This is a genomic window from Xanthomonas sp. WCS2018Noco2-27 (assembly GCF_031843525.1).
Lineage (GTDB): Bacteria > Pseudomonadota > Gammaproteobacteria > Xanthomonadales > Xanthomonadaceae > Xanthomonas.
Window position 1 is genome coordinate 1 of sequence record NZ_JAVTIK010000015.1, and the last position, 18,888, is coordinate 18,888.

General features: G+C 66.6%; 13 protein-coding genes and 1 other RNA gene. 7 read left to right on the forward strand and 7 right to left on the reverse strand.

The annotated features are described in order from the left end of the window. Window positions 1–359: 359 nt before the first annotated feature. The 3 genes from mutM to RQH86_RS19070 all read left to right on the forward strand — a co-directional run bounded on the left by mutM (window position 360) and on the right by RQH86_RS19070 (window position 4,146). Window positions 360–1,175 carry a bifunctional DNA-formamidopyrimidine glycosylase/DNA-(apurinic or apyrimidinic site) lyase gene (mutM, locus tag RQH86_RS19060; protein ID WP_055854745.1) on the forward strand — a complete coding sequence of 272 codons (816 nt, stop codon included), beginning with the start codon at window positions 360–362 and terminating at the stop codon, window positions 1,173–1,175. 196 nt (window positions 1,176–1,371) lie between these two features. Further along, window positions 1,372–2,475, forward strand: coding sequence for a DUF4380 domain-containing protein (locus RQH86_RS19065; RefSeq protein ID WP_311239819.1), 1,104 nt, complete (start codon window positions 1,372–1,374; stop codon window positions 2,473–2,475). A gap of 69 nt (window positions 2,476–2,544) precedes the next feature. Beyond that, on the forward strand, window positions 2,545–4,146 hold the full coding sequence (locus tag RQH86_RS19070; RefSeq protein WP_055854750.1) for a glucan biosynthesis protein D: 1,602 nt from the start codon (window positions 2,545–2,547) through the stop codon (window positions 4,144–4,146). Window positions 4,147–4,808: 662 nt separating this feature from the next. Here the strand turns inward: RQH86_RS19070 and RQH86_RS19075 are convergent. Continuing rightward, window positions 4,809–6,053, reverse strand: coding sequence for a GAF domain-containing protein (locus RQH86_RS19075; protein WP_115514365.1), 1,245 nt, complete (start codon window positions 6,051–6,053; stop codon window positions 4,809–4,811). 418 nt (window positions 6,054–6,471) lie between these two features. Next, window positions 6,472–7,107, reverse strand: a complete 636-nt coding sequence (locus RQH86_RS19080) for a thymidine kinase (protein WP_055854611.1) — start codon at window positions 7,105–7,107, stop codon at window positions 6,472–6,474. A gap of 207 nt (window positions 7,108–7,314) precedes the next feature. On the opposite strand from RQH86_RS19080, the gene RQH86_RS19085 reads away from it, so the two are divergent. The 3 genes from RQH86_RS19085 (at window position 7,315) to RQH86_RS19095 (ending at window position 11,327) form a co-directional block, all read left to right on the forward strand. Beyond that, window positions 7,315–9,291: a UvrD-helicase domain-containing protein gene (locus tag RQH86_RS19085; protein WP_311239820.1), complete on the forward strand. Its 1,977-nt coding sequence runs from the start codon at window positions 7,315–7,317 to the stop codon at window positions 9,289–9,291. Window positions 9,292–9,685: 394 nt separating this feature from the next. Further along, entirely contained in the window at window positions 9,686–10,282 is a 597-nt protein-coding gene (locus RQH86_RS19090; protein WP_311239849.1) for a GNAT family N-acetyltransferase, read from the forward strand. A 10-nt stretch (window positions 10,283–10,292) separates the two neighbouring features. Next, window positions 10,293–11,327 (forward strand): DUF4272 domain-containing protein, encoded by a 1,035-nt coding sequence (locus RQH86_RS19095; protein WP_311239821.1) that lies wholly within the window; start codon window positions 10,293–10,295, stop codon window positions 11,325–11,327. Between the two features lie 35 nt (window positions 11,328–11,362). Here the strand turns inward: RQH86_RS19095 and RQH86_RS19100 are convergent. The 5 genes from RQH86_RS19100 to RQH86_RS19120 form a co-directional block, all read right to left on the reverse strand. Continuing rightward, a non-coding RNA gene (locus RQH86_RS19100) (sX9 sRNA) lies at window positions 11,363–11,438 on the reverse strand. Between the two features lie 290 nt (window positions 11,439–11,728). Further along, a complete protein-coding gene (locus RQH86_RS19105; RefSeq protein WP_311239822.1) occupies window positions 11,729–14,446 on the reverse strand; it encodes a bpX6 domain-containing protein in 2,718 nt (905 codons plus the stop codon). Further along, complete coding sequence (locus RQH86_RS19110; protein ID WP_311239823.1) at window positions 14,439–16,286, reverse strand: hypothetical protein; 1,848 nt, start codon at window positions 16,284–16,286, stop codon at window positions 14,439–14,441. Before RQH86_RS19110 ends, RQH86_RS19105 begins: the two co-directional genes overlap by 8 nt. Further along, window positions 16,283–16,696, reverse strand: a complete 414-nt coding sequence (locus RQH86_RS19115) for a hypothetical protein (RefSeq protein ID WP_311239824.1) — start codon at window positions 16,694–16,696, stop codon at window positions 16,283–16,285. Before RQH86_RS19115 ends, RQH86_RS19110 begins: the two co-directional genes overlap by 4 nt. Further along, window positions 16,693–17,811, reverse strand: a complete 1,119-nt coding sequence (locus tag RQH86_RS19120) for an AAA family ATPase (protein WP_311239825.1) — start codon at window positions 17,809–17,811, stop codon at window positions 16,693–16,695. Before RQH86_RS19120 ends, RQH86_RS19115 begins: the two co-directional genes overlap by 4 nt. 151 nt (window positions 17,812–17,962) lie before the next feature. Here RQH86_RS19120 and RQH86_RS19125 point away from each other — a divergent pair, with 151 nt between their 5' ends. Further along, window positions 17,963–18,874: an STM4015 family protein gene (locus tag RQH86_RS19125; protein ID WP_311239826.1), complete on the forward strand. Its 912-nt coding sequence runs from the start codon at window positions 17,963–17,965 to the stop codon at window positions 18,872–18,874. Window positions 18,875–18,888: the final 14 nt, after the last annotated feature.

Here is an 18,888-nt window from a genome sequence, read left to right on the forward strand (position 1 = left end):
TAGGACTGAGGGTTTCTTTTTGCCTGGTCGTTAGGAAAAACCCCGCAACCCAGTCAAACCAACGCCGGGCCGCGTGCCTCGTCACAAACGACAGGCGTACGACACGCGTACGCCTGCCCGGCGCGGCGAACCGCTGGAGCCAGCGCGCTACAAGCGCGGTTGATGTAACGGCAGTATTGGTCGCGAAACTGCCGCAGCCAGGCGACGACGCACATCATATGCGTCGCTCACAAACCCTCGCCTGCGCTTCTGGACACCTCTATCTGGTGGCTGGCTGACCGCCGCTTGATTGCTTTTCTGCATGCCGACCTCCATATCGTGCCGTGCCGGTGCGTGACCGGCTGTTGCTGGATGCGCTGATGCCGGAATTGCCTGAAGTCGAAACTACGGTGCGCGGCCTAGCGCCGCATCTGGTCGGGCAGCGCATCCATGGGGTGATCCTGCGTCGGCCAGATCTGCGTTGGCCCATTGCCGAGCAGATCGAGCGCTTGCTCCCTGGAGCTACCATCACGCAAGTCCGTCGACGTGCCAAGTATCTATTGATGGATACCGATGCCGGTGGGAGTGCGTTGCTGCATCTGGGCATGTCCGGGAGCTTGCGTGTATTGCCTGGCGATACGCTGCCGCGCGCACATGATCATGTGGATATCAGCCTGCAGAACGGGCGTGTGCTGCGCTTCAACGACCCGCGTCGGTTTGGTTGCCTGCTGTGGCAATCCGACACGCAGGTGCATGAGCTGCTTGCTGCGCTAGGTCCGGAGCCATTATCGGAGGCATTTACTGGCGATTATCTCTATGCGCTATCGCGCGGTCGTCGCGCTGCAGTCAAAACTTTTCTGATGGATCAAGCGGTGGTTGTCGGCGTGGGAAACATCTATGCCGCTGAGAGCCTGCATCGTGCGGGAATCAGCCCATTGCGCGAGGCTGGAAAGGTGTCGCTTGATCGATACCGGCATCTGGCTACTGCGGTGAAGGATATTCTGGGATACGCCATCCAGCGCGGCGGCACGACGTTGCGCGACTTCATCAGCCCGGACGGGGCGCCTGGCTATTTCGAGCAGGAACTGACGGTCTACGGCCGCGAGGGTGAGCCCTGCAAACAGTGCGGTCGGGCCTTGAAACACGCAACGATTGGACAACGCGCGACGGTGTGGTGCAGCAGTTGCCAGCGTTGAGGTATGGCAGCACCTTTTAAGCAGTTCCTGCTGCCTCCCGGATCAGATCGATCTTCGCGATCGATGTGCAGCCTCAACGCATAACCAGCCGGCCGGGCGATCAATGGCTCCACCTTCGCAGTAACAAGATGCAAACGGCTAGTTTCCACACGTGCACCACGCCACAATCGATACGTCCTGCATTTGGAACTGCGTTATGCCCATGTCACCGCCTCTTTTCATTCCCTTGTTGGCCGGCGGGGCACTGGCGCTATTGCTTCCTGGCAAGGCGCATGCGGATGAGCCCGCGAAAGCTGGCCTCGCGCCAGTAGAACGTATCCAGTTGCACAACGATGCAGTGGAGCTGAGCGTCACGCCGGCATTCGGTGGCCGTGTGCTGTCCTTCAGCCTGCGCGGGCACCCTAGTGTGTTGAAGATCGGAGCAGCAGTGGATCGCCAGCCTGCGCCTACGGTGTCTGCCGGCGCAGGCGATGTTGCGTATCTCGGTCACGATGTGTGGGTGGGGCCGCAGAGTCATTGGTGGTTGCATCAGCAGGTCAACCTTGAGCGCAAGGCCGCCGCCGCGGTGTGGCCGCCGGATCCGTATCTCTCGTTGGCCAGTACGCGGGCCGTGGTACGTGGACCGACCGAGGTGAGCCTGCAGGGCGAGCCCAGCCCGGTGACGGGCGTGCAACTGAGCAAGCGCATTGCCCTGTCTACAGCGCGCGCCGACACGGTTGAGGTGCAAGCCACGGCGCGCAATATCCGCAAGGATGCGATCGCCTGGGATCTGTGGTTCAACACCCGCGTTGCGGCGAATACGCGGGTCTTCGTACCGGTGGCCGATGCTGGCGATATTCGGGTGCAACCGCCGAGCGAGCCAGGGACGGTGCCGCCCGTGTTCGGTCACCATGCGGGAGTTCTGGCGTTGCGTGCCGACGTACGCGATGACGGCATGGTCCAGCGCGGCAAGGTGTTGCTGCAGCCATCGGCGGGCTGGATGGCCGGCTTTGCCGGTGCGCAGGTGCTGGTGATCCGCTTTGTACATCAGCCGTTGGCCGCGATCCATCCGGAACAAGGACAGGTGGAACTGTACCTGGAAGCCCCGCCCCTGCATCCCGACCAGGGCTTGCTGGAAATGGAGGTGCATGCACCGTATCGCCAGCTCGCGCCAGGTGCGCAGATGCAGGCGCAGGAGCAGTGGACGTTGCTGCAGTACAGCGGGCCGGACGATGTGCAGGCGCAGCGGCGCTTCCTGTGCAGCAAGGCGACAGAGCTGGCTTTGGACAATGCGTGCGACGCCGCAGCTGCGGCGCCTTGACGCACGCACGCGCGTCCACGCCGGGCTTGTGGCTATGATGTCGCCCAATTCCCGATCAGATCGATGCGCATGCAACGACGCCACTTCCTGAAGAATGCCGCTGCCGCCTTGGCCGCGCTCGGTTTACCGGCATTGCCGCAGTGGGCGTTGGCTGCCAAGGCCGTGGGGCTGCGTCGGCTCGGGCAGCCGCAACCATTCGACTATGCGTGGCTCAAGGGGCAGGCGCGTGCGCTGGCCAAGGCGCCGTACAAAAGCCACAAGCAGGTGCTGCCGGGGCCGCTGGAAGCGTTGAACTGGGATCAGTATCAGTCGATCCGCTATCGGCAGGACCACGCGTTGTGGGCCGACGGCAATGGCAAGTTTCAGGCGAAGTTCTTCCACCTGGGGCTGTACTTCCACACCCCCGTGCACATCTACGACATCGTCGATGGCAAGGCCCAGCAGCTGGCCTACGACCCGGCTGCGTTCGATTACGGCAGCAGCGGGCTAGGCGGCAAGCAGTTGCCGAAGGATCTGGGCTTTGCCGGCTTCCGGCTCAACACGCGCAAGGACACCGATCGCGACTTCTCGGCGTTTCTGGGCGCGAGCTATTTCCGTGCGGTGGGCAAGGAAGGCCAGTACGGGCAGTCGGCGCGCGGGCTGGCGATCGATACCGGCACCGGTGGACCGGAAGAGTTTCCGGACTTCATCGCCTACTACCTGGAGCAACCGGCCGACGACTCCGACACCGTAGTGGTCTACGGCCTGCTGGATTCGCCCAGTGTCGCCGGCGCCTACCGCTTTGCCATCACCAATGGCGACGTGCTGGTGATGGATATCGACAGCGCGCTATACCCGCGCAAGGCCATCGAACGGCTCGGCATCGGCCCGTGCACCAGCATGTACCAGGTCGGCGAAAACGACAGCCGGATGGATTGGGACTGGCGCCCGGAGATCCACGATACCGATGGTCTGGCGATGTGGACCGGCGGTGGCGAATGGATCTGGCGGCCGCTGTGCAACCCGCCGCATCTGCGCTTCAACATGTTTGTCGATGAAAACCCGCGTGGGTTCGGGCTGCTGCAGCGCGACCGCAATTTCGACCATTACCAGGACGACGGCGTGTTCTACGAGAAGCGCCCGTGCCTGTGGGTGGAGCCCAAGAGCGGCTGGGGCAAGGGTTCGGTGCAGTTGGTCGAGATCCCGACCGTGGACGAGACCTTCGACAACATCGTGGCGTTCTGGAACCCGCAGGCCAAGCCGCAGCCAGGACAGGAGCTGTTGATGGGCTACCGGTTGTATTGGGGCGCCCAACCGCCGGCCAGTTCGCACTTGGCGCATTGCGTGGCCACCCGCACCGGATTGGGCGGCATCGTCGGACAGAAGCGCAGCCATTTTTCATGGCGCTTTGCGGTGGACTTTGCCGGCGGTGACTTGCCTGGGTTGGTGAAGGATGCCAAGACCAAGGTCGAAGCGGTGATCCAGGTGTCGCGCGGCACCACCGAGATTGTCTCGGCGCGGCCGTTGCATGAGCTCAAGGGCTATCGGGCCATGTTCGACCTGGTGCCGCCGGATGACAGCATGCAGCAGATCGATATCCGCCTGTACCTGCGCGCCAACGGCAAGCCGCTGACCGAAACCTGGCTCTATCAATGGACGCCGCCGCCGGTGAGCGAGCGCAAGATCTATTGAGAGTGTGGCGGTGCGCACGCGAGTGCGTATCGCGCGGTTTCGTCTGCAGCGCGACGTCTTTGTAGAGCGATCCCGGGCGATCGAAGCTAGAAGCAAGGATGCTGCAGTGATCTCGGCGCGGTGAGTGGATCGCCGACATGCGTGCGTCTGCCGCGACGGCGACGGACCGTCGCTCTCCCAGCCATGCGTACGTGTTGTGCGGCGCAGGCGAACAATGTCTGCGCCTGCCGCACATCTCGCCGATCAGGCCTGTGCTGACACCAGCGACCGAAATGCGATTTCGGGCATGCCGTGTCTGCCAATGCGCCCATGCACGCCGCGTCCTTACGTGTTGTGCGGCGGAGGCGAACAATGCCTGCGCCTGCCGTACATCTCGCTGATCAGGCCTGGCTGACACCAGCGACCGACATGCGATCTCGGCATCCGGCGGTGCACCGTTGCACAGCGCGCCGATCAGGCTGGGATGACGCCAATGACCGACATGCGATTTCGGACATGCTGCGTCCGCCAACGCACCCATGCACGCCGCGTCCTGGAGTGATCGCCGCACGAGAACGTGCGTGTCGCCAAAAGTGCCTATGCGTGGACGCGCTTCTGGAGCGCAACCGCACTGCTGCAGGACGCGATCGCCGCGGTGGGGCGGTATCGCCGGGTTTAAGCACTCAGGCCGAGGTGGTGCCGCTGACCAGGTGCATGCGCGCACGTGGTCGTGCGCAGGCCAGCTCCACGCGGAAGCAGGTGCCGTTCTTGCCGCTGGTGATGCGCAGCTCGCCCTGATGCGCCTGTGCGATCTGCGCGGCCATGTGCAGGCCCAGATCCACTTCCGGCACGGGGCGGCCGGCGGTGTGTACGTGGGTGGAGGCGTGCAACACATCAAGCCGGCGTGGATCGATGCCATCCAGATTGCAGACCTCGATGCGCAGGCGGCCCTGTTCGGTGACCGCGACCGCCTTGATCAGTGAACTCTGCTGTCCCTGCACCACCGCGTTGATCATCATGCTGCCGAACATCTGCGCCAGACGCACCGCATCGCCATGCACGGGTTCGTCGATGGCCACGTGCGTGGACAGCACCTGGTTGGGATAGGCGGCGCGGGTTTCGTCGACCACCTGCGACAGCGCATCGAGCAGGTCGCTGCCGCTGCCGTAATCCAGCTGCAGCCAGTCGCGCTCGATGCCGCGCGCGAAATCGGAGGCGAAATCGATCAGTTCTTCCATGCGCTGCAGGCTGCGTTGCAGGCAGCGGATGGCGCCGCCCTGGCGCTGGTTGAGCGGGTCGATGGCGAGCATGTCCACCACCGCATGCATGGACTGCAGCGGGTTGCGCAGGTCGTGCCCGAGGATGCCGATGAACTCTTCGCGCAACCGCGCCGAGGCGCCGGCGCGGCCCAGTTCGCTGCGTGCGCGCCGCGATTCCTGCGCGCTCTCTTCGGCGCGCTGTTCGGCCTGGATCTGCGCGGCCAGCAACTGCGCGAGCAGCTCGACCTTCTCCACCAGCTGCTGGTCCATGACCCGCGGTAACGGATCCAGCGCGCACAAGGTGCCGAACACGCTGCCATCGTCGAAACGGATCGGCACCGAGACGTAGCTTTCGAAGCCATACAACCGCGGCGATGGGTGGTCGCGATAGACCGGGTCGTCGGAGGCATGCCCGAACCACACCGCGTTGCCCTTCACCCGCACGCTGTCGCAGAAGGTGGTGGCCAGCGGCAGCTCGTCGCCCGGCATCAGACCGAAGGACAACTCGTCGCGCACCTGGCAGGTGATCCAGCGCGCCTCGGTCACCCGCGCGACGGCGGCAAAGCCCATGCCGGTGAGGCGGGTGAGGATGTTCAGCACATCGGGAACCGACGATAGCCGGCCAACACGCGCGATATCGGCGCGTAACTCGGGAGGAAGCGTACCCATGTGTGCCTCCCGACAAGTGGATGATCGCCAGTTTACAGGACTGCAGTTGGGCCTGGTGACGTGCCAAGCCACTGCAATCGATGCCAACGATACGCCTTGTCGGCCGGTGCCGGCGATGCCGCTGCGAATGCATGCCTGCGTAGGTTTAGCGATGCGTTCGTAGCGTATAGCTGGACGCCAATGCGCGCTGGCGATCAGGGATGCGGCCACGGATGGTGGCGGCGCTACCGCAGCTGCCCAACGGCGCTGTGACTCCGCTGCGCTGACCAAGGCGACGGGTGATTCGTGTGTTCGTGCCCCCCGCCATCTACCGCTTACGGCGACGCCACGCGACGTGTGGCGGAATGAGCGGGCACTACCCGGCGCAGGCCGGACGGACCGACGCTGCGGTGTCGCCAGTCGGCAGGATGCCGGTTACTCAGGCGTCGGCAGACGGCAGCGGCAAGGCGATCTGCAGTGGGTCGATGCGACCTTCGCCGCGCATGATCTTCTTGAACTCGGGGCGGCTGACCGACACGTAGCGCTCGTTGCCGCCGATCTCCACTTGCGGGCCGTCCTGCACCGCATGCCCCTGTGCGTCCACGCGCACGGTCATGGTGGCCTTGCTGCCGCTGTGGCAGATGGTCTTGATCTCCTCCAGCTCGTCGGCCCAGGCCAGCAGGAACTGGCTGCCTTCGAACAGCTCGCCGCGAAAATCCGTCCGCAGGCCATAGCACAGCACCGGGATGCGCAGCCGGTCGACCACCTCGCTCAACTGCCAGACCTGTGCACGGCTGAGGAACTGCGCCTCATCGACCAGCACGCAATGCAGGGCGCCCTGGGTGGCGATGTCGCGTTCGACCAGTTGCTGCAGTTCGGTGTCGCGATCAAACGCGCGCCCGTCTGCGCGCAAGCCAATCCGCGATGCGACCACGCCGCTGCCGGCGCGGTGGTCGAGTTTGGGCGTCAGGATCAGCGTTCGCATGCCGCGTTCGCGGTAGTTGTGCGCCGACTGCAGCAAGGTGGTGGTCTTGCCGGCATTCATCGCCGAATAATAGAAATAGAGCTTGGCCATCGGGCGATTTTACCGGGCCGGGCGGCTGCATGCAGCGCGCGTTATTGGTGAGTACTGCCGCGCGGGCCAGCGCGGGCGGGCGCTGATGCCGTGCCGCCGTACCTGCAGACCTGGTGCGACGGGACCATTCCCCTGCCGACCTGAATCCATCGCGCCGGCCAGCCCGGGGCCGCCCCGGTACAATGGCGCGCTCTGTCGGAAGCCTCTATGCACGGTCTCAATCCCCCGCAAAGCGCCGCGGTGCTGCACTGCGAAGGTCCCTTGTTGGTGCTGGCCGGTGCCGGCAGCGGCAAGACGCGCGTGATCGTGGAAAAGATCGCGCATCTGATCGCGATCGGCCGCTATCCGGCCAAGCGCATCGCCGCGATCACCTTCACCAACAAGTCGGCCAAGGAAATGCGCGAGCGTGTGGCCAAGCGCATCCGCGGCGATGGCGCCGATGGCCTGACCATCTGCACCTTCCATGCGCTAGGGCTTAAATTCCTGCAGATCGAACATGCCGCTGCCGGCTTGAAGCGCGGTTTTTCGATCTTCGATTCCGACGATGCCGCCGCGCAGATCAAGGACCTGATGCATGGCGCCAAGCCCGATGCGATCGAAGATGCCAAGAACCTGATCTCGCGCGCCAAGAATGCCGGCCTGTCGCCGGAACAGGCGATGGCCGCGGCGCGCAGCAACCGCGAGAAGGAAGCCGCCAGCCTGTACGAGCGCTACCAGGCGCGACTGACCACCTTCAATGCGGTGGACTTCGACGATCTGATCCGCCTGCCGGTGCAGATCCTGGAAGCCAACGAAGAGATCGTGATGGGCTGGCGCGAGCGCATCGGCTACCTGCTGGTGGACGAGTGCCAGGACACCAACGATGCGCAATATCGCCTGCTGAAAATGCTGGCCGGGCCGCGCGGCAACTTCACCTGCGTGGGCGACGACGACCAGAGCATCTACGCCTGGCGTGGTGCCAACCCGGAAAACCTGCAGCAGATGGCGCGCGATTACCCGGCGCTGGAAATCATCAAGCTGGAGCAGAATTATCGCTGCTCCAATCGCGTGTTGCGCGCGGCCAATGCGCTGATCGCGCACAACCCGCACGAGCATTTGAAGACGCTGTGGAGCGACCAGGCCGACGGCGAACGTATCCGCGTGTGGGAATGCCGCGACAGCGAGCACGAGGCCGAAAAGGTCGCGGCCGAGATCTCGTTTCTGGGCACCGCCAAGCAGGTGCCGTGGAGCGATTTCTGCATTCTGTTTCGCGGTAATTTCCAGTCGCGTCCGCTGGAAAAAGCCATGCAGCTGCTGCGGGTGCCGTATCACCTCACCGGCGGCACCGCGTTTCTGGAGCGGCAGGAGGTCAAGGACGTGCTGTCGTGGCTGCGCCTGATCGTCAACCCCGAGGATGACGCGGCGTTTTTGCGCGCGGTGCAATCGCCCAAGCGCGAAGTGGGGGCGACCTCGCTGGCGCGGTTGGCCGAGCTGGCCAGTGCGAAGTCGGTGCCGATGTCGCGCGCAGCCGAATCGATGGGCGCATTGCAGCACCTGCCGCCGCGCGCGGCCAATGGCCTGAGTGCCTTTACCGATATTCTGCGCGACATGCGCGAGCACTCGGCGAGCATGCCGGCCGGCGAATTGGTGCGGACGCTGGCCGACAAATCTGGCCTGCTTAACGACCTGCGCAATCAATCCAAGGACGAAACCGGCTTCCAACGCCGCAAGCGCAACCTGGACGAGTTGGCCGAGTGGTTCGAAGGCGGCCCACGTGGCGCGAGCGCCAGCGATCTGGCCGCGCAGCTGGCGCTGTTGTCGCGCAACGACAAGGACGACGGCGGCAACCAGGTGCGCATGATGACCATGCATGCGTCCAAGGGTCTGGAGTTCCGCTATGTGTTCATCGTCGGCTGCGAAGACGGTGTGCTGCCACACGAAGTGAGCCTGGAGGAAGGCAATCTGCAGGAAGAGCGCCGGCTGCTGTATGTGGGCATCACCCGCGCCAAGGAGCAGCTGTGGATGAGTCACAGCAAGCTGACGCGCAAGTTTGGCGAGCATGTGCGGCTCAAGCCGAGCCGGTTCTTCGATGAGATTCCTGCCGAAGAACTGCAGCGCGATGGTGCCGACCCGGTGGCCGATGCCGAGCGCAAAAAAGAGCGCGCCAGTGCCGGGCTGGCAGCGATCCAGGCGTTGTTCGATTAGCCGCGGCTGATCAAGCCACCACGCTTGTCGTCGGGTGGGCGCGGCTGGTGCGTGGTTAGCGTTTGGCACCGCGGTCTGGCACGCGCCAGCGTATTGGCGGTGGTATGCCGACCGTTCCAGGCGTGTCATGCGCTTCAATACGCGTGAGAGTAGCTGCTGTACGGATCCGCACACTGCCGCATTGCTAAGGGCGGCACGGCAGTAACCAGTTGTCGAAAGCCTGGCGTTTGCTGCGCGCGGAATGGATTGTGACCGTCGACATCTACTTCGATGTGCCAGGTTGGCGGCGCGTGCATGCACGGCGCGGATCGTCTGCTGGATGATTGCCGTTCCCACCTGGCTGTAGCGCGCCGAGGCTTGCCAGCGCCACACCCGCACGGCAGTCTGGTTTTCCCTGCTGCAGGAGTGCGCCGTGACTGTCGTGATCGAAACCCCGCGCTTGCGCTTGCGCACGCTCGATCCCGAGCGCGATGCCGATGCGATATTGACGCTGGTCAACGACCCCGGCTTTATCGCCGGCATCAACGACCGCGGCATCCGTACCCGCGAGCAGGCGAGCGCGCATTTGCGCGAGTGGGCGCAGGCGCATCACGACGCGTATGGATTTGCGCATTGGGCGCTGGAGACGCGCGACGGGTCCACCTTCATGGGGACGTTGGGTTTGTTGTGCCGCGACACCTTGCCGGTGCCGCATCTCGGCTTTGCGCTGTTGCCGGCCTATCGCGGCAAGGGCTATGTGCGCGAAGCCGGGCGCGCGGTGCTGGATTACGCGCGCGATGGGCTGGGGCTGACCCAGCTGTGCGCGATCGTGTCGCCGGACAACGCCGCTTCCATTCGCGCGCTGGAAGCGCTGGGGCTGCACCGCGAGGGCCTGCGGGTGTTGAGTCCCGGCACCGACGCGCTGGCGTATTACATGATCGATCTCGCCTCCACCGACATGGACAGCACCCCAGGTGTGCGGCACCCTGCCGGCCTGCCTCCGACTGCATAAGGACACCCGCATGCCGCTGCTGGTCAATGCCTATTCCACGTTGCGCGAACCGCGCTGGCCGGACTTTCTGCCGCACGACGCTGTGCAGCATCGCGACCATGCCGACCCGGAGCTGGCCAACCATCTGCATGGCTTTGTCGGCTACGTGAATCAGGCGGGCGACGGGCAAATGACCCAGTCGCGGTATCACCTGATGCGGCATGTGCAGCGGGTGCGGCAGCACTTCAGCTTCGAGGTCGACGACAGCGCGTTTGGCGATCTGGCGCAGTGGGCCGAGCAGGCCAATGCGGTGTGTTTTCTGGCCGACGGCAGCGTGCGCGACCCGCAGGGGCGGGTGCTGATCAGCCAGGGCGAACCGGCGCTCGATGACCAAGCGCAGGTGCCGTACCCGCCGGACGCGCTCGAGCGGCGAGCGCATCATCTGGCGCAGCTGAGCGCACAGGGCATCCGCGTACCGCCGAGCTTGCCGCCGGTGGCCGGTGTGGGCGAAGCGCGGGTGCGCGAGGCGACGGCGGTGACGCAACGGATGCTGGCGTTGTTTGCGGTGGCCTTGCGTGCGGAGATGCTGGCCGCCGGCGATGCGCCACCGGCGTTGGAGGAGGTGGAGACACGCTTGCCCGGCGTGACGGCTGCGCTGTCGCCGCAGGAGCACGCTTTCTTCGCCGAGGCGCACCCAGAAGCACAGATGCTGGCCAATTTTGGCTGGCGTTATGAAAGCCTGGCCGTGTTGCAGTGGGCGCTGGGCCTGGCCGACAGCTTGCCGCAGCCGACCGCCCTGTGCGACGTGCCGCTGGCCGCGCAGCGCGCGCTGGAGCATGCGCAGGCGCCTGCGCGCACGTTGCTCACGCTGCGGCCGCTGCCCGAACTGCTGGATGCGTTGGACCTGCATCTGCGCCTGCACTGGGCCGTGCGCCAGGCCGGTCACACCCAGCAGGCACCGCCGGCCGGCATCGTGCCCGGCGTGGTGTACGAGCGCCATTACGCGCTCAACTGGCTGCTGCACTTTGAAGATGCGGACTGGGACGAGGTGGATACGCCGACCTGAGCGGAGCGAGCACCGATCACGTCGGGGCTAAGAGCGGCTAACAAAACGTAGCGAGCAGTCGTCAGGTGGGTGTGGACGGCGCGGAGGAACCGGAGTGTACGGGTGGTACATGAGGATTCCGAGCACCGGCCGCGCCCGCCTGGCGGCTGCACAGTAGTTTTGTTAGCTGCTCTAAGCGTCCCTCAAGGGATGCATCCGCATGGCGTTATGGCGTCGCGCCTGCCATGGCGTGTGGTTCTTACGCGCGCCAGGCAAGCGCCGAACAACGCGTCCGTGTGGCTTCGATCAACACCGCTGGCCATCTTCACTACGCGCAAGCGCTTGATGTTCAGCAGGGAAGACCGCCGCGTTTGAGCGACATCCCAGATTCCCCGTCATGCCGCGCGTTGTTCGGACCTTCCCTAGCCGAGGAAGGACATGGCGTGGGTCAGCGAGCGGTCGGTCTGCAGATCCAGCAAGCGGCCGTGCGCGTCATGGAACAGCAGATGGCCGGACTGCTCGCGCACCTTGACCATGCTGCCCGCAGGCCAGTCCAGCGACGCAACGATGCCGCCGTCATGGTGGCGCACCACCAGATAGCGCGAGCCGTGCGGCCAATGCAGGCCAACCAGGAATCCCGCTTCAAGCGCCACCACGTTCGATCCATCCGGCGCGCCGAATGCGGCACTGTGTTCGTTCAATCGGCACTGACGGGCGCTGCCGATGTGCTGGTAGTGCAGGTAACTGTCGCCATTTGGATCGGTGCGCACCTCCGTTTGCTGTGCGCTGCCGAGCCGATGCGCGAGCACCGGCGCTTGCGGGTCCACGCGCAGGGGATCGCGCGCTTTGAGGCGTCGCGCGGGCAGGCTGTAGGTCCAGTCCTCCAGGTGCTCGCCGGCCTGCACCAGATACACCTCGCAATCGCTGAAGAATCCCGCCGCAATCACCGGCCCGGGCAGGTCGCCGACATGCCACAGCACGCTGTGCAGATCCTTGTCGGTATCGACCACCAGCAGCCGGTTGTCGACCACGATGCTCCAGCCGATTCCGCTGTAGCTGGGCGCGGCGTACTGCAGTGCGAGCTGGCCAAGGTCGCGCACCGCATGGGTGATCAAATCCAGGCGGTGGACGGTGGACACGCGCTCGCGGGGTGCGATTGCCAGGGCGACCTGCCCGCTGTCGGCGATGACCACGCCAAAGGCAGGCGCCGGGTAGCGCCGCAGCAGGCGCCCGTGTGCGTCCACCACCGCCGCGCCGGCTTCGCCCAGGGCCAGCAGATAGCGGCGACCCGGGAGTGCCGCCACATCGTGGATGGCCGCCAGGCCGGCCTGCGGTGCCTGCAGTCGTAGCGGGGTGGCGCCGTCCCAGAGCTTGGATTGGCTGGCCGCGACGTGTGGTTTGAAGGTTGGAATATCGGCGCTGAGCAGGGGGTCCTTGGCCAGTTTCAGCAGCGTGGTCAGATCGCCGACGGACAGGCTGTTGCGGGCGAACGCATGATCGGCGGCAATCGCCGGCAGCAGTTGCCGCGCCAGCTGTTGCAGCGAGCGGTTGGGGGCAGCATCCACCAGCAGCGCGGCTGCCATGTCGCTGCGCGGTGCGGGATCGGCGCTGGGGTCTGCAAGCGCGGCGATGCGGTCTGCATAGTGTTCCAGCGTGTCCGGCAACAGCTGCGCGCGTTTGACCAGCGCGCGTGCGTGCAGCGTGCTGCCGGCCTGTTCTGCGGCCAGCAGCCACTGCGCGGCCTGGTGGCGCGCGGTGTGCAACGGCCACACCGCGTCCACGGCGGCCAGCCAGTCGCCGGCCTGCACCAGCGCCTGGCCCCAGTCCAGCCGCAACGCGTCGGCCAGTGCGCGGTCGGTGCCGTGCAGCAGCTGGATTGCGGCGGCAAAGGCGCCATCGCGGCGCGCGACCTGCACCGCACGCGCGCGGTCGCCGGCCAGCATCAGCAGCCGGATGATCATCGCCGCCGACATGTCCCAGCCCAGCGCCAGCTCCGCGGCCTGTTTGTAACGGGCGTGCTTGACCAGATAGTCGAGCGCTTCCTGGCGCGCATTGAGCAATTCGGCCAGCACAAACACCGCACGATCGATCTGGCCTTCGCGGTCCAGGCGCGCGAAGGCGCTGCGATAGGTCGCGCGCAGATGCGCCTGCAGCTCTTCGCCCAGGCCGATGCTGGTGCCGGCGCCACGCGTGCGCGACAGACTCAGGTCGCTGCGCCGCTGTGGCACCCCGAACGCCTGCCCCAAGGATTCGCCCAGGCCATCGAGCGGCAGCGCGTTGCGCAAGGCTTCGTCCAGATTGCCGTTTTCGAACTGGCGCAGCATCCGGCGCATGTAGGCGCCCTGATGACGTCCGACCAGGCTGGCCATCCGTGAGGCAACCAGTGCGCGGGCCAGCCGCGTGCGCCAGGCCGATGCCGATGCAGCGCCCCGGCGTGCCGGCAGGGTGGTGTTCTGCACGGTGGCGTTGGCTGCGCCAGACGCTGCGGATCCGTTCGATGCCGGTGCGTGCTCGCTGCTCAAGCTGCGCTGAGCGCGCGCCAGCAGGCGTTGCCACAGCGTGGTGTTCTGCACCCCGGGGCGCTGCGTCTTCAGCGCGTGCAGGAATGCATCGCGCTCGGCGCTGGCTGGCGGGACGGCATTGCCCAGCAATTGCCGCAGCGGTTTGCCGCGCAGCCGGTCCACCTGCAGCGGTGGCTCGCTCGGGCTGCAGTCGTAGGGCATGTGCAGCGGGTAGCCAGACACGTCGATCGCCTCGGAAGGATCCAGCGCCACCGCGTGTTGCCACTGCAAGGCGATCACCTGGGCGCCATGGACCAGGCCGATATCGGCGGGGGGCAACTGCGCCGCCTCGGCGGCAGTCAACGCGCCCGAGAACAGGCCGCCGTGCACCTGGCACAGCGCCAGGCCGGGCGCCTGCTCGCAGACCAACGCACGCGGCGCGGCGAAGCACAGCACATCGCCGTCGGCAAAGCGCAGTGCCCGGCTACCCGGTTGCCAGGCGCAGACAAGCCTGGCCAGGCGTTGTTCCGGGTTGAGCCACGCTGCCGAGAACCACAACGCCGACACCATCTGGCTGCCGTGCCACAGCGGGTAGCGCACGCTGCTGCCCGCATTGTCCGTGCGCGCGGGGCTAGTCATGGCCGGGTTGCTCGGCCTGGCCTTGCACGACCATCAACGGGGTCAGCCCGCCATCGCCCAAGATCCACGCCTGCCCCTGCAGGGTCACCAGTGCGACCCGCGCGCCATCGCTGGACACTGCCGCGGCGCTGATCTCGCTGGCGGCGCGATGCAGTGTCCGCCGGCCGCTGGCCCCGATGGCGAGCAGCGCGCGACGATCGGCGCGCAGCACCAGCAGCAGGCTGTGCTGCGGCGCATCCGGGTCGCCGATCAGGCCGATCGGTCGGTCGCCGGACGCCACGATCGCCTCGAATTCCTGAAAGCCGTCGGCCGGGCCCCCGTGCAGCACCCGGTAAGCCAGCGAGCGGTCGCCGCCGGCCTGACGGCTTGCCAGTTCGAGGGCGATGGCGCCACGCCATTGGCCCTCCTGGACCAGGTTGCGCAGCAACACGACCGGCGGGCGCGACCCCAGCGCCAGTTGCAGGATGAGGTCCTGCTTGCCGTTGCGATGCAGGCGCAGCACCCGCAGTTCGCCAGCGACATGGGTGGCGTAGACCGCGTGTTCGGCATCGCCTTGCGCCAGCGCCACCACCTGCCCGGCGAGCTCGCTGCCTTGCGCAACCCGCTGCCGCTGGTTGGTATCGCGCGTCCAGGTCATCAGCCGGCCGTGTTGGTCCCACAGCAGGAACCGCTGTGGCTTGCCGCCGCTGTTGAGCCACACGCATGGACGCAGCCGCACCTGGCCGGGCGCGGGGCAGAGGCTCTGCCCGCCGGCTTCGATGGAGCCGTGCATGCCATCGAGATTCCAGAACGCGGCCTGCTCCCCGAAAGCGACGATGCCGCCCACGTGCTTGTTCTGCGCCGTCAGGCACAGCGGCTGACCGCCCTGCGCCCATTGGTGGTAGCGCGGCGTCGCCCGTTTGGGGATGTCGGCGGGCTGCACCTTCACCATCGCGCTGCGGTAGCCGTCTGCCAGCAGCAGCGCCACATGGCTGCCGTCCGGGCTGAACAGCGGCGCGTGGCGCAGCGAAAACTTGCCTTTGACCACGTGGTTTGCGGTGTCGGCTTGGGCGGGACGTTGCGTGTCGGTGAAGTGCCCAAGCAGCAGCTGCCTGGCGGCCATGCTGGCAGGCACCGGCAACAGGCTGCTGCGGGTGCCGTGGCGCGTTTGCAGCACCACCTGCAGATGCGCATCGGCCGCAGGCACGATGCTGACCTGGTGGTGGAACGGCGCCATGCGCACCGGTTGCGCGCCGATCCACCAGCACTCGCTGGTGGTCGGGGTCGCGCTTGCCCACTGCGTGGCCCAGGCCTGCGCGTGCTGCGGGCCGGTCGCCTCGAAGGTGCGGCCCTGCAGCAGCTGTTGCAGCCGGGCAGGGCTGTCGGCGTCGTGCAGGTCGCCGGGCAGATGCGCCAGACCCCAGACAAAGCGCGCATTGGCGGCCTGCGCACGGCGTGCCAGCAGGATCCACAACGCGATCTGTGCCAGACGCGGCGCGCCCCATTGCGCCGGACCGGCATCGAAGATCGCCACCAGACGCGCATCGCGCGCGCGGGTCTGCATGCGGGGCACCAGGAACAGGTGCTCGGCATGCGCGGCGCGGCGCAGGAATTCCTCCGGCAGTGCGTCGGCCAGTGCCCACTCGCTCAGCAGCAGGTGGTCGTAGCTGCCGCGCCGACGCAGGTCGTCGATGCCGTCCGGTTCGCTGTCGCCATCGCGGCGGCGCAGGCTGTCGCGGCCGAGCAAGGGGTCCAGACGCAACAACCAGGTGCCGAGCTGGGAGGCGATTTCCGGGTCGAACCAGTCCAGCCACAGCCGCCAGGCCTGGAGCGGGGCGGGCACCTGCAGCGCGGCGCTCACGCGGCCTCCCAGCGCTGACGGATCTGCGCCACGACCTCGGCACGCGCCGGCAACAACCCATGCAGCGGCAGCACCAGCGCAGGTGATCGCAGCAGCAACAGCGGCTGCGGCCCGTGTTGGCGGCGCAGCGCACGCTCCAGCAGTTCCAGCGGAAGCGCGGGGCGTTCGGCGGTGGGCAACCACAGGCCAGCGGCGTCCGCGCGCGGTGCCACGTACTGCACGCCGTTGGCCCAGGGCAGCTGCGGCGCAGGGCCGGTCAGCAGCAACGCCTGCGCGGTGGCGGTGACCAGCAAACCCGCGCCGTCGGGCAAGCGCGCCCATGCCGCCAGCAACGCGCGTGCGGCCTCGCCCACGCCGATCACTCCTTGCGGGGCGACCGGCAGCGGCTCGTCCTGCCACGACCAGGTCACGCGCCGCTGCCGATCTGCTCGATCAGGCGCGTGCGTTCGTGGGCCAGCTCGGCCGGCAGCGAGGTGGCCGTGAAGTTGGCATCGATCTCGCGCAGCAAGGCTTCGGCCATGGTGCGTAGGGCCGGATTGTGCTGATCCTGCAGGCAAGACTGGGCCGCCTCCACCAGCCGCGCAGTGCGCGAGAGCGGTTGCAGGGCGGCTTGTTCGACGGCCGCGCGCAGGGTGGGATTCGCCGCGGCGGCCAGGGTGCCGCGCAGCAGGTCCTGTGCGCTGGCTTGCTGCGCGCGCGTGGGCAGCACGTAGAACAGCGGCCACAGATCGGCCTCGCTGGCCTGGGTGCGTCCGGCCAGCACGCAGGCGGCGGCGATCAGCCGCTGGGTCTTGACCAGGCGACGGTCCGACAGCTGCACGCCTGCGCCGCGCAATGTCCGGATCGCTGCGGCGAGCGCCGTGCGCGCGCCATCCATGTCCACTGCACGTGCCTGTTCGCACAGCAGGTCCAGATCGGCCAGCCCGGCCACAGGCTGCAGCGGCGCACGCTCGGCCTGCCATCCGCCGGCCAGCAGCGCTTCGAGTTGATGGTCTGCCACCGGGTCGACGAACAGATGCAGCAGGAAGCGGTCGCTGAAGGCTGCCAGCGCGTCGTCTTCCGGCAGCGCGTTGGCCGCGCCCACGCACAGGCGCAACGGGCAATGCAGGTCGGTCTGGCCACGCCGGAAGCGGCGTTCGTTGAGCAGCCCGAGCAAGGTGTTGAGGATGGCGGTGGAACCCAGGAAGACTTCGTCGAGGAAGGCGATGTCCGCTTCGGGCAACATCCCGGTCACATCGATCTGCACGCTGCCCTCGCGCAGTTTGCGCAGGTCCACCGGGCCGAATAATTCAGCCGGTTCGGTGAAGCGGCCGAGTAGATATTCGAAATAGCGGCCGCCCAGTGCGGCGGCGACGCGCCGCACCACTGCGCTCTTGGCGGTGCCCGGCGGGCCGATGATCAGCAGATGTTCCTGCGCCACTGCAGCGAGCACGATCAATTCGGCCAGCTGATCGCGCTCGATCAATCCGGTGGTGGCGGCCTGGACGGTGGCGCGAATGCGCGCGGCGGCGGGATGGGCATGCATGCGATCGGTCCTTCGAACAAAACGTGCGGTGCGGTGCAGGCACCCGTGACCGCCTGTGCAACGGGCAATGGAACGGTGGCGCATGGCATTAACGAGGTTGCCATGACCGTGCGGTTATCCTGTGACCTCACCGAGCCAGGGAGGCAATGCAATGACGATCGGCGAGTATTCGGAATTCTATCGCGGCAAGCGCGTGGTGGACTTCAGTGTGGACCAGCCCGCCAGCGGCGGCGACGTGGTGTACCGGCTGCGGCAGGAGTACGAAAGCGAAGGCAGCCAGGCGGAGCTGCTCGACAGCCTGCTGGCGCAGGTCGACCCGGCCAGCATCCAGGCATTGATCATCGGCCCGTGGCGCGAATCCTACGAGGAAGGCCCCAGCGGCTATCTGCAGCGGCTGATCGAACGCCGCGACGAACTGACCGCGCTACGCGCGCTGTTCGTCGGCGACATGGTCTGCGAGGACTGCGAGGTGTCGTGGATCATCCAGACCGACTACACCCCGCTGCTGGCCGCATTTCCGGCGCTGCAATCGCTGCGCGTGCGCGGGTCGTCCAAATTGGTGCTGACCCCGTTCACGCACATGCAGCTGCAGGAACTGGCGATCGAATGCGGTGGGCTGCCGTCTGCCATCGTGCAGGCGATCGCCGACTCCACGCTGCCGGCGCTGCAGCACCTGGAGCTGTGGCTGGGCGTGGAGGACTACGGTTACGACGGCGATCTGGGCACCTACCAGCGGCTGCTGGCAGCCATCGGCCCGGAGCGTCTGCGCTATCTGGGGCTGCGCAACGCCGCCAACACCGACGAACTGGCCACCTGGCTGGCCACCCAGCCGTGGCTGGGCAGCCTGGACACGCTGGACCTGTCGCTGGGTACCATCGGCGATGTCGGGGCGCGGGCGCTGGTCGAAAGCACGCAGCTGGGCCAGCTGCAGCGGATCGATCTGAGCCACCACTACATTTCTGCCGACTGGCAGGCCCGTCTGGCGACGCTGCCGGCCACGGTGATCCTGGAAGAGCACGAAGAGGAAGACGAAGACGAGCGCTACGTCGCTGTCTCCGAATGACGTGAGTGCGCATT

Coding starts and splice junctions, on each gene's coding strand:
- mutM (WP_055854745.1), top strand. CDS start 360: ATGCCGGAATTGCCTGAAGTCGAAACTACGGTGCGCGGCCTAGCGCCG.
- RQH86_RS19080 (WP_055854611.1), bottom strand. CDS start 7,107: ATGGCCAAGCTCTATTTCTATTATTCGGCGATGAATGCCGGCAAGACC.
- RQH86_RS19075 (WP_115514365.1), bottom strand. CDS start 6,053: ATGGGTACGCTTCCTCCCGAGTTACGCGCCGATATCGCGCGTGTTGGC.
- RQH86_RS19085 (WP_311239820.1), top strand. CDS start 7,315: ATGCACGGTCTCAATCCCCCGCAAAGCGCCGCGGTGCTGCACTGCGAA.
- RQH86_RS19070 (WP_055854750.1), top strand. CDS start 2,545: ATGCAACGACGCCACTTCCTGAAGAATGCCGCTGCCGCCTTGGCCGCG.
- RQH86_RS19095 (WP_311239821.1), top strand. CDS start 10,293: ATGCCGCTGCTGGTCAATGCCTATTCCACGTTGCGCGAACCGCGCTGG.
- RQH86_RS19105 (WP_311239822.1), bottom strand. CDS start 14,446: ATGACTAGCCCCGCGCGCACGGACAATGCGGGCAGCAGCGTGCGCTAC.
- RQH86_RS19120 (WP_311239825.1), bottom strand. CDS start 17,811: ATGCATGCCCATCCCGCCGCCGCGCGCATTCGCGCCACCGTCCAGGCC.
- RQH86_RS19125 (WP_311239826.1), top strand. CDS start 17,963: ATGACGATCGGCGAGTATTCGGAATTCTATCGCGGCAAGCGCGTGGTG.
- RQH86_RS19065 (WP_311239819.1), top strand. CDS start 1,372: ATGCCCATGTCACCGCCTCTTTTCATTCCCTTGTTGGCCGGCGGGGCA.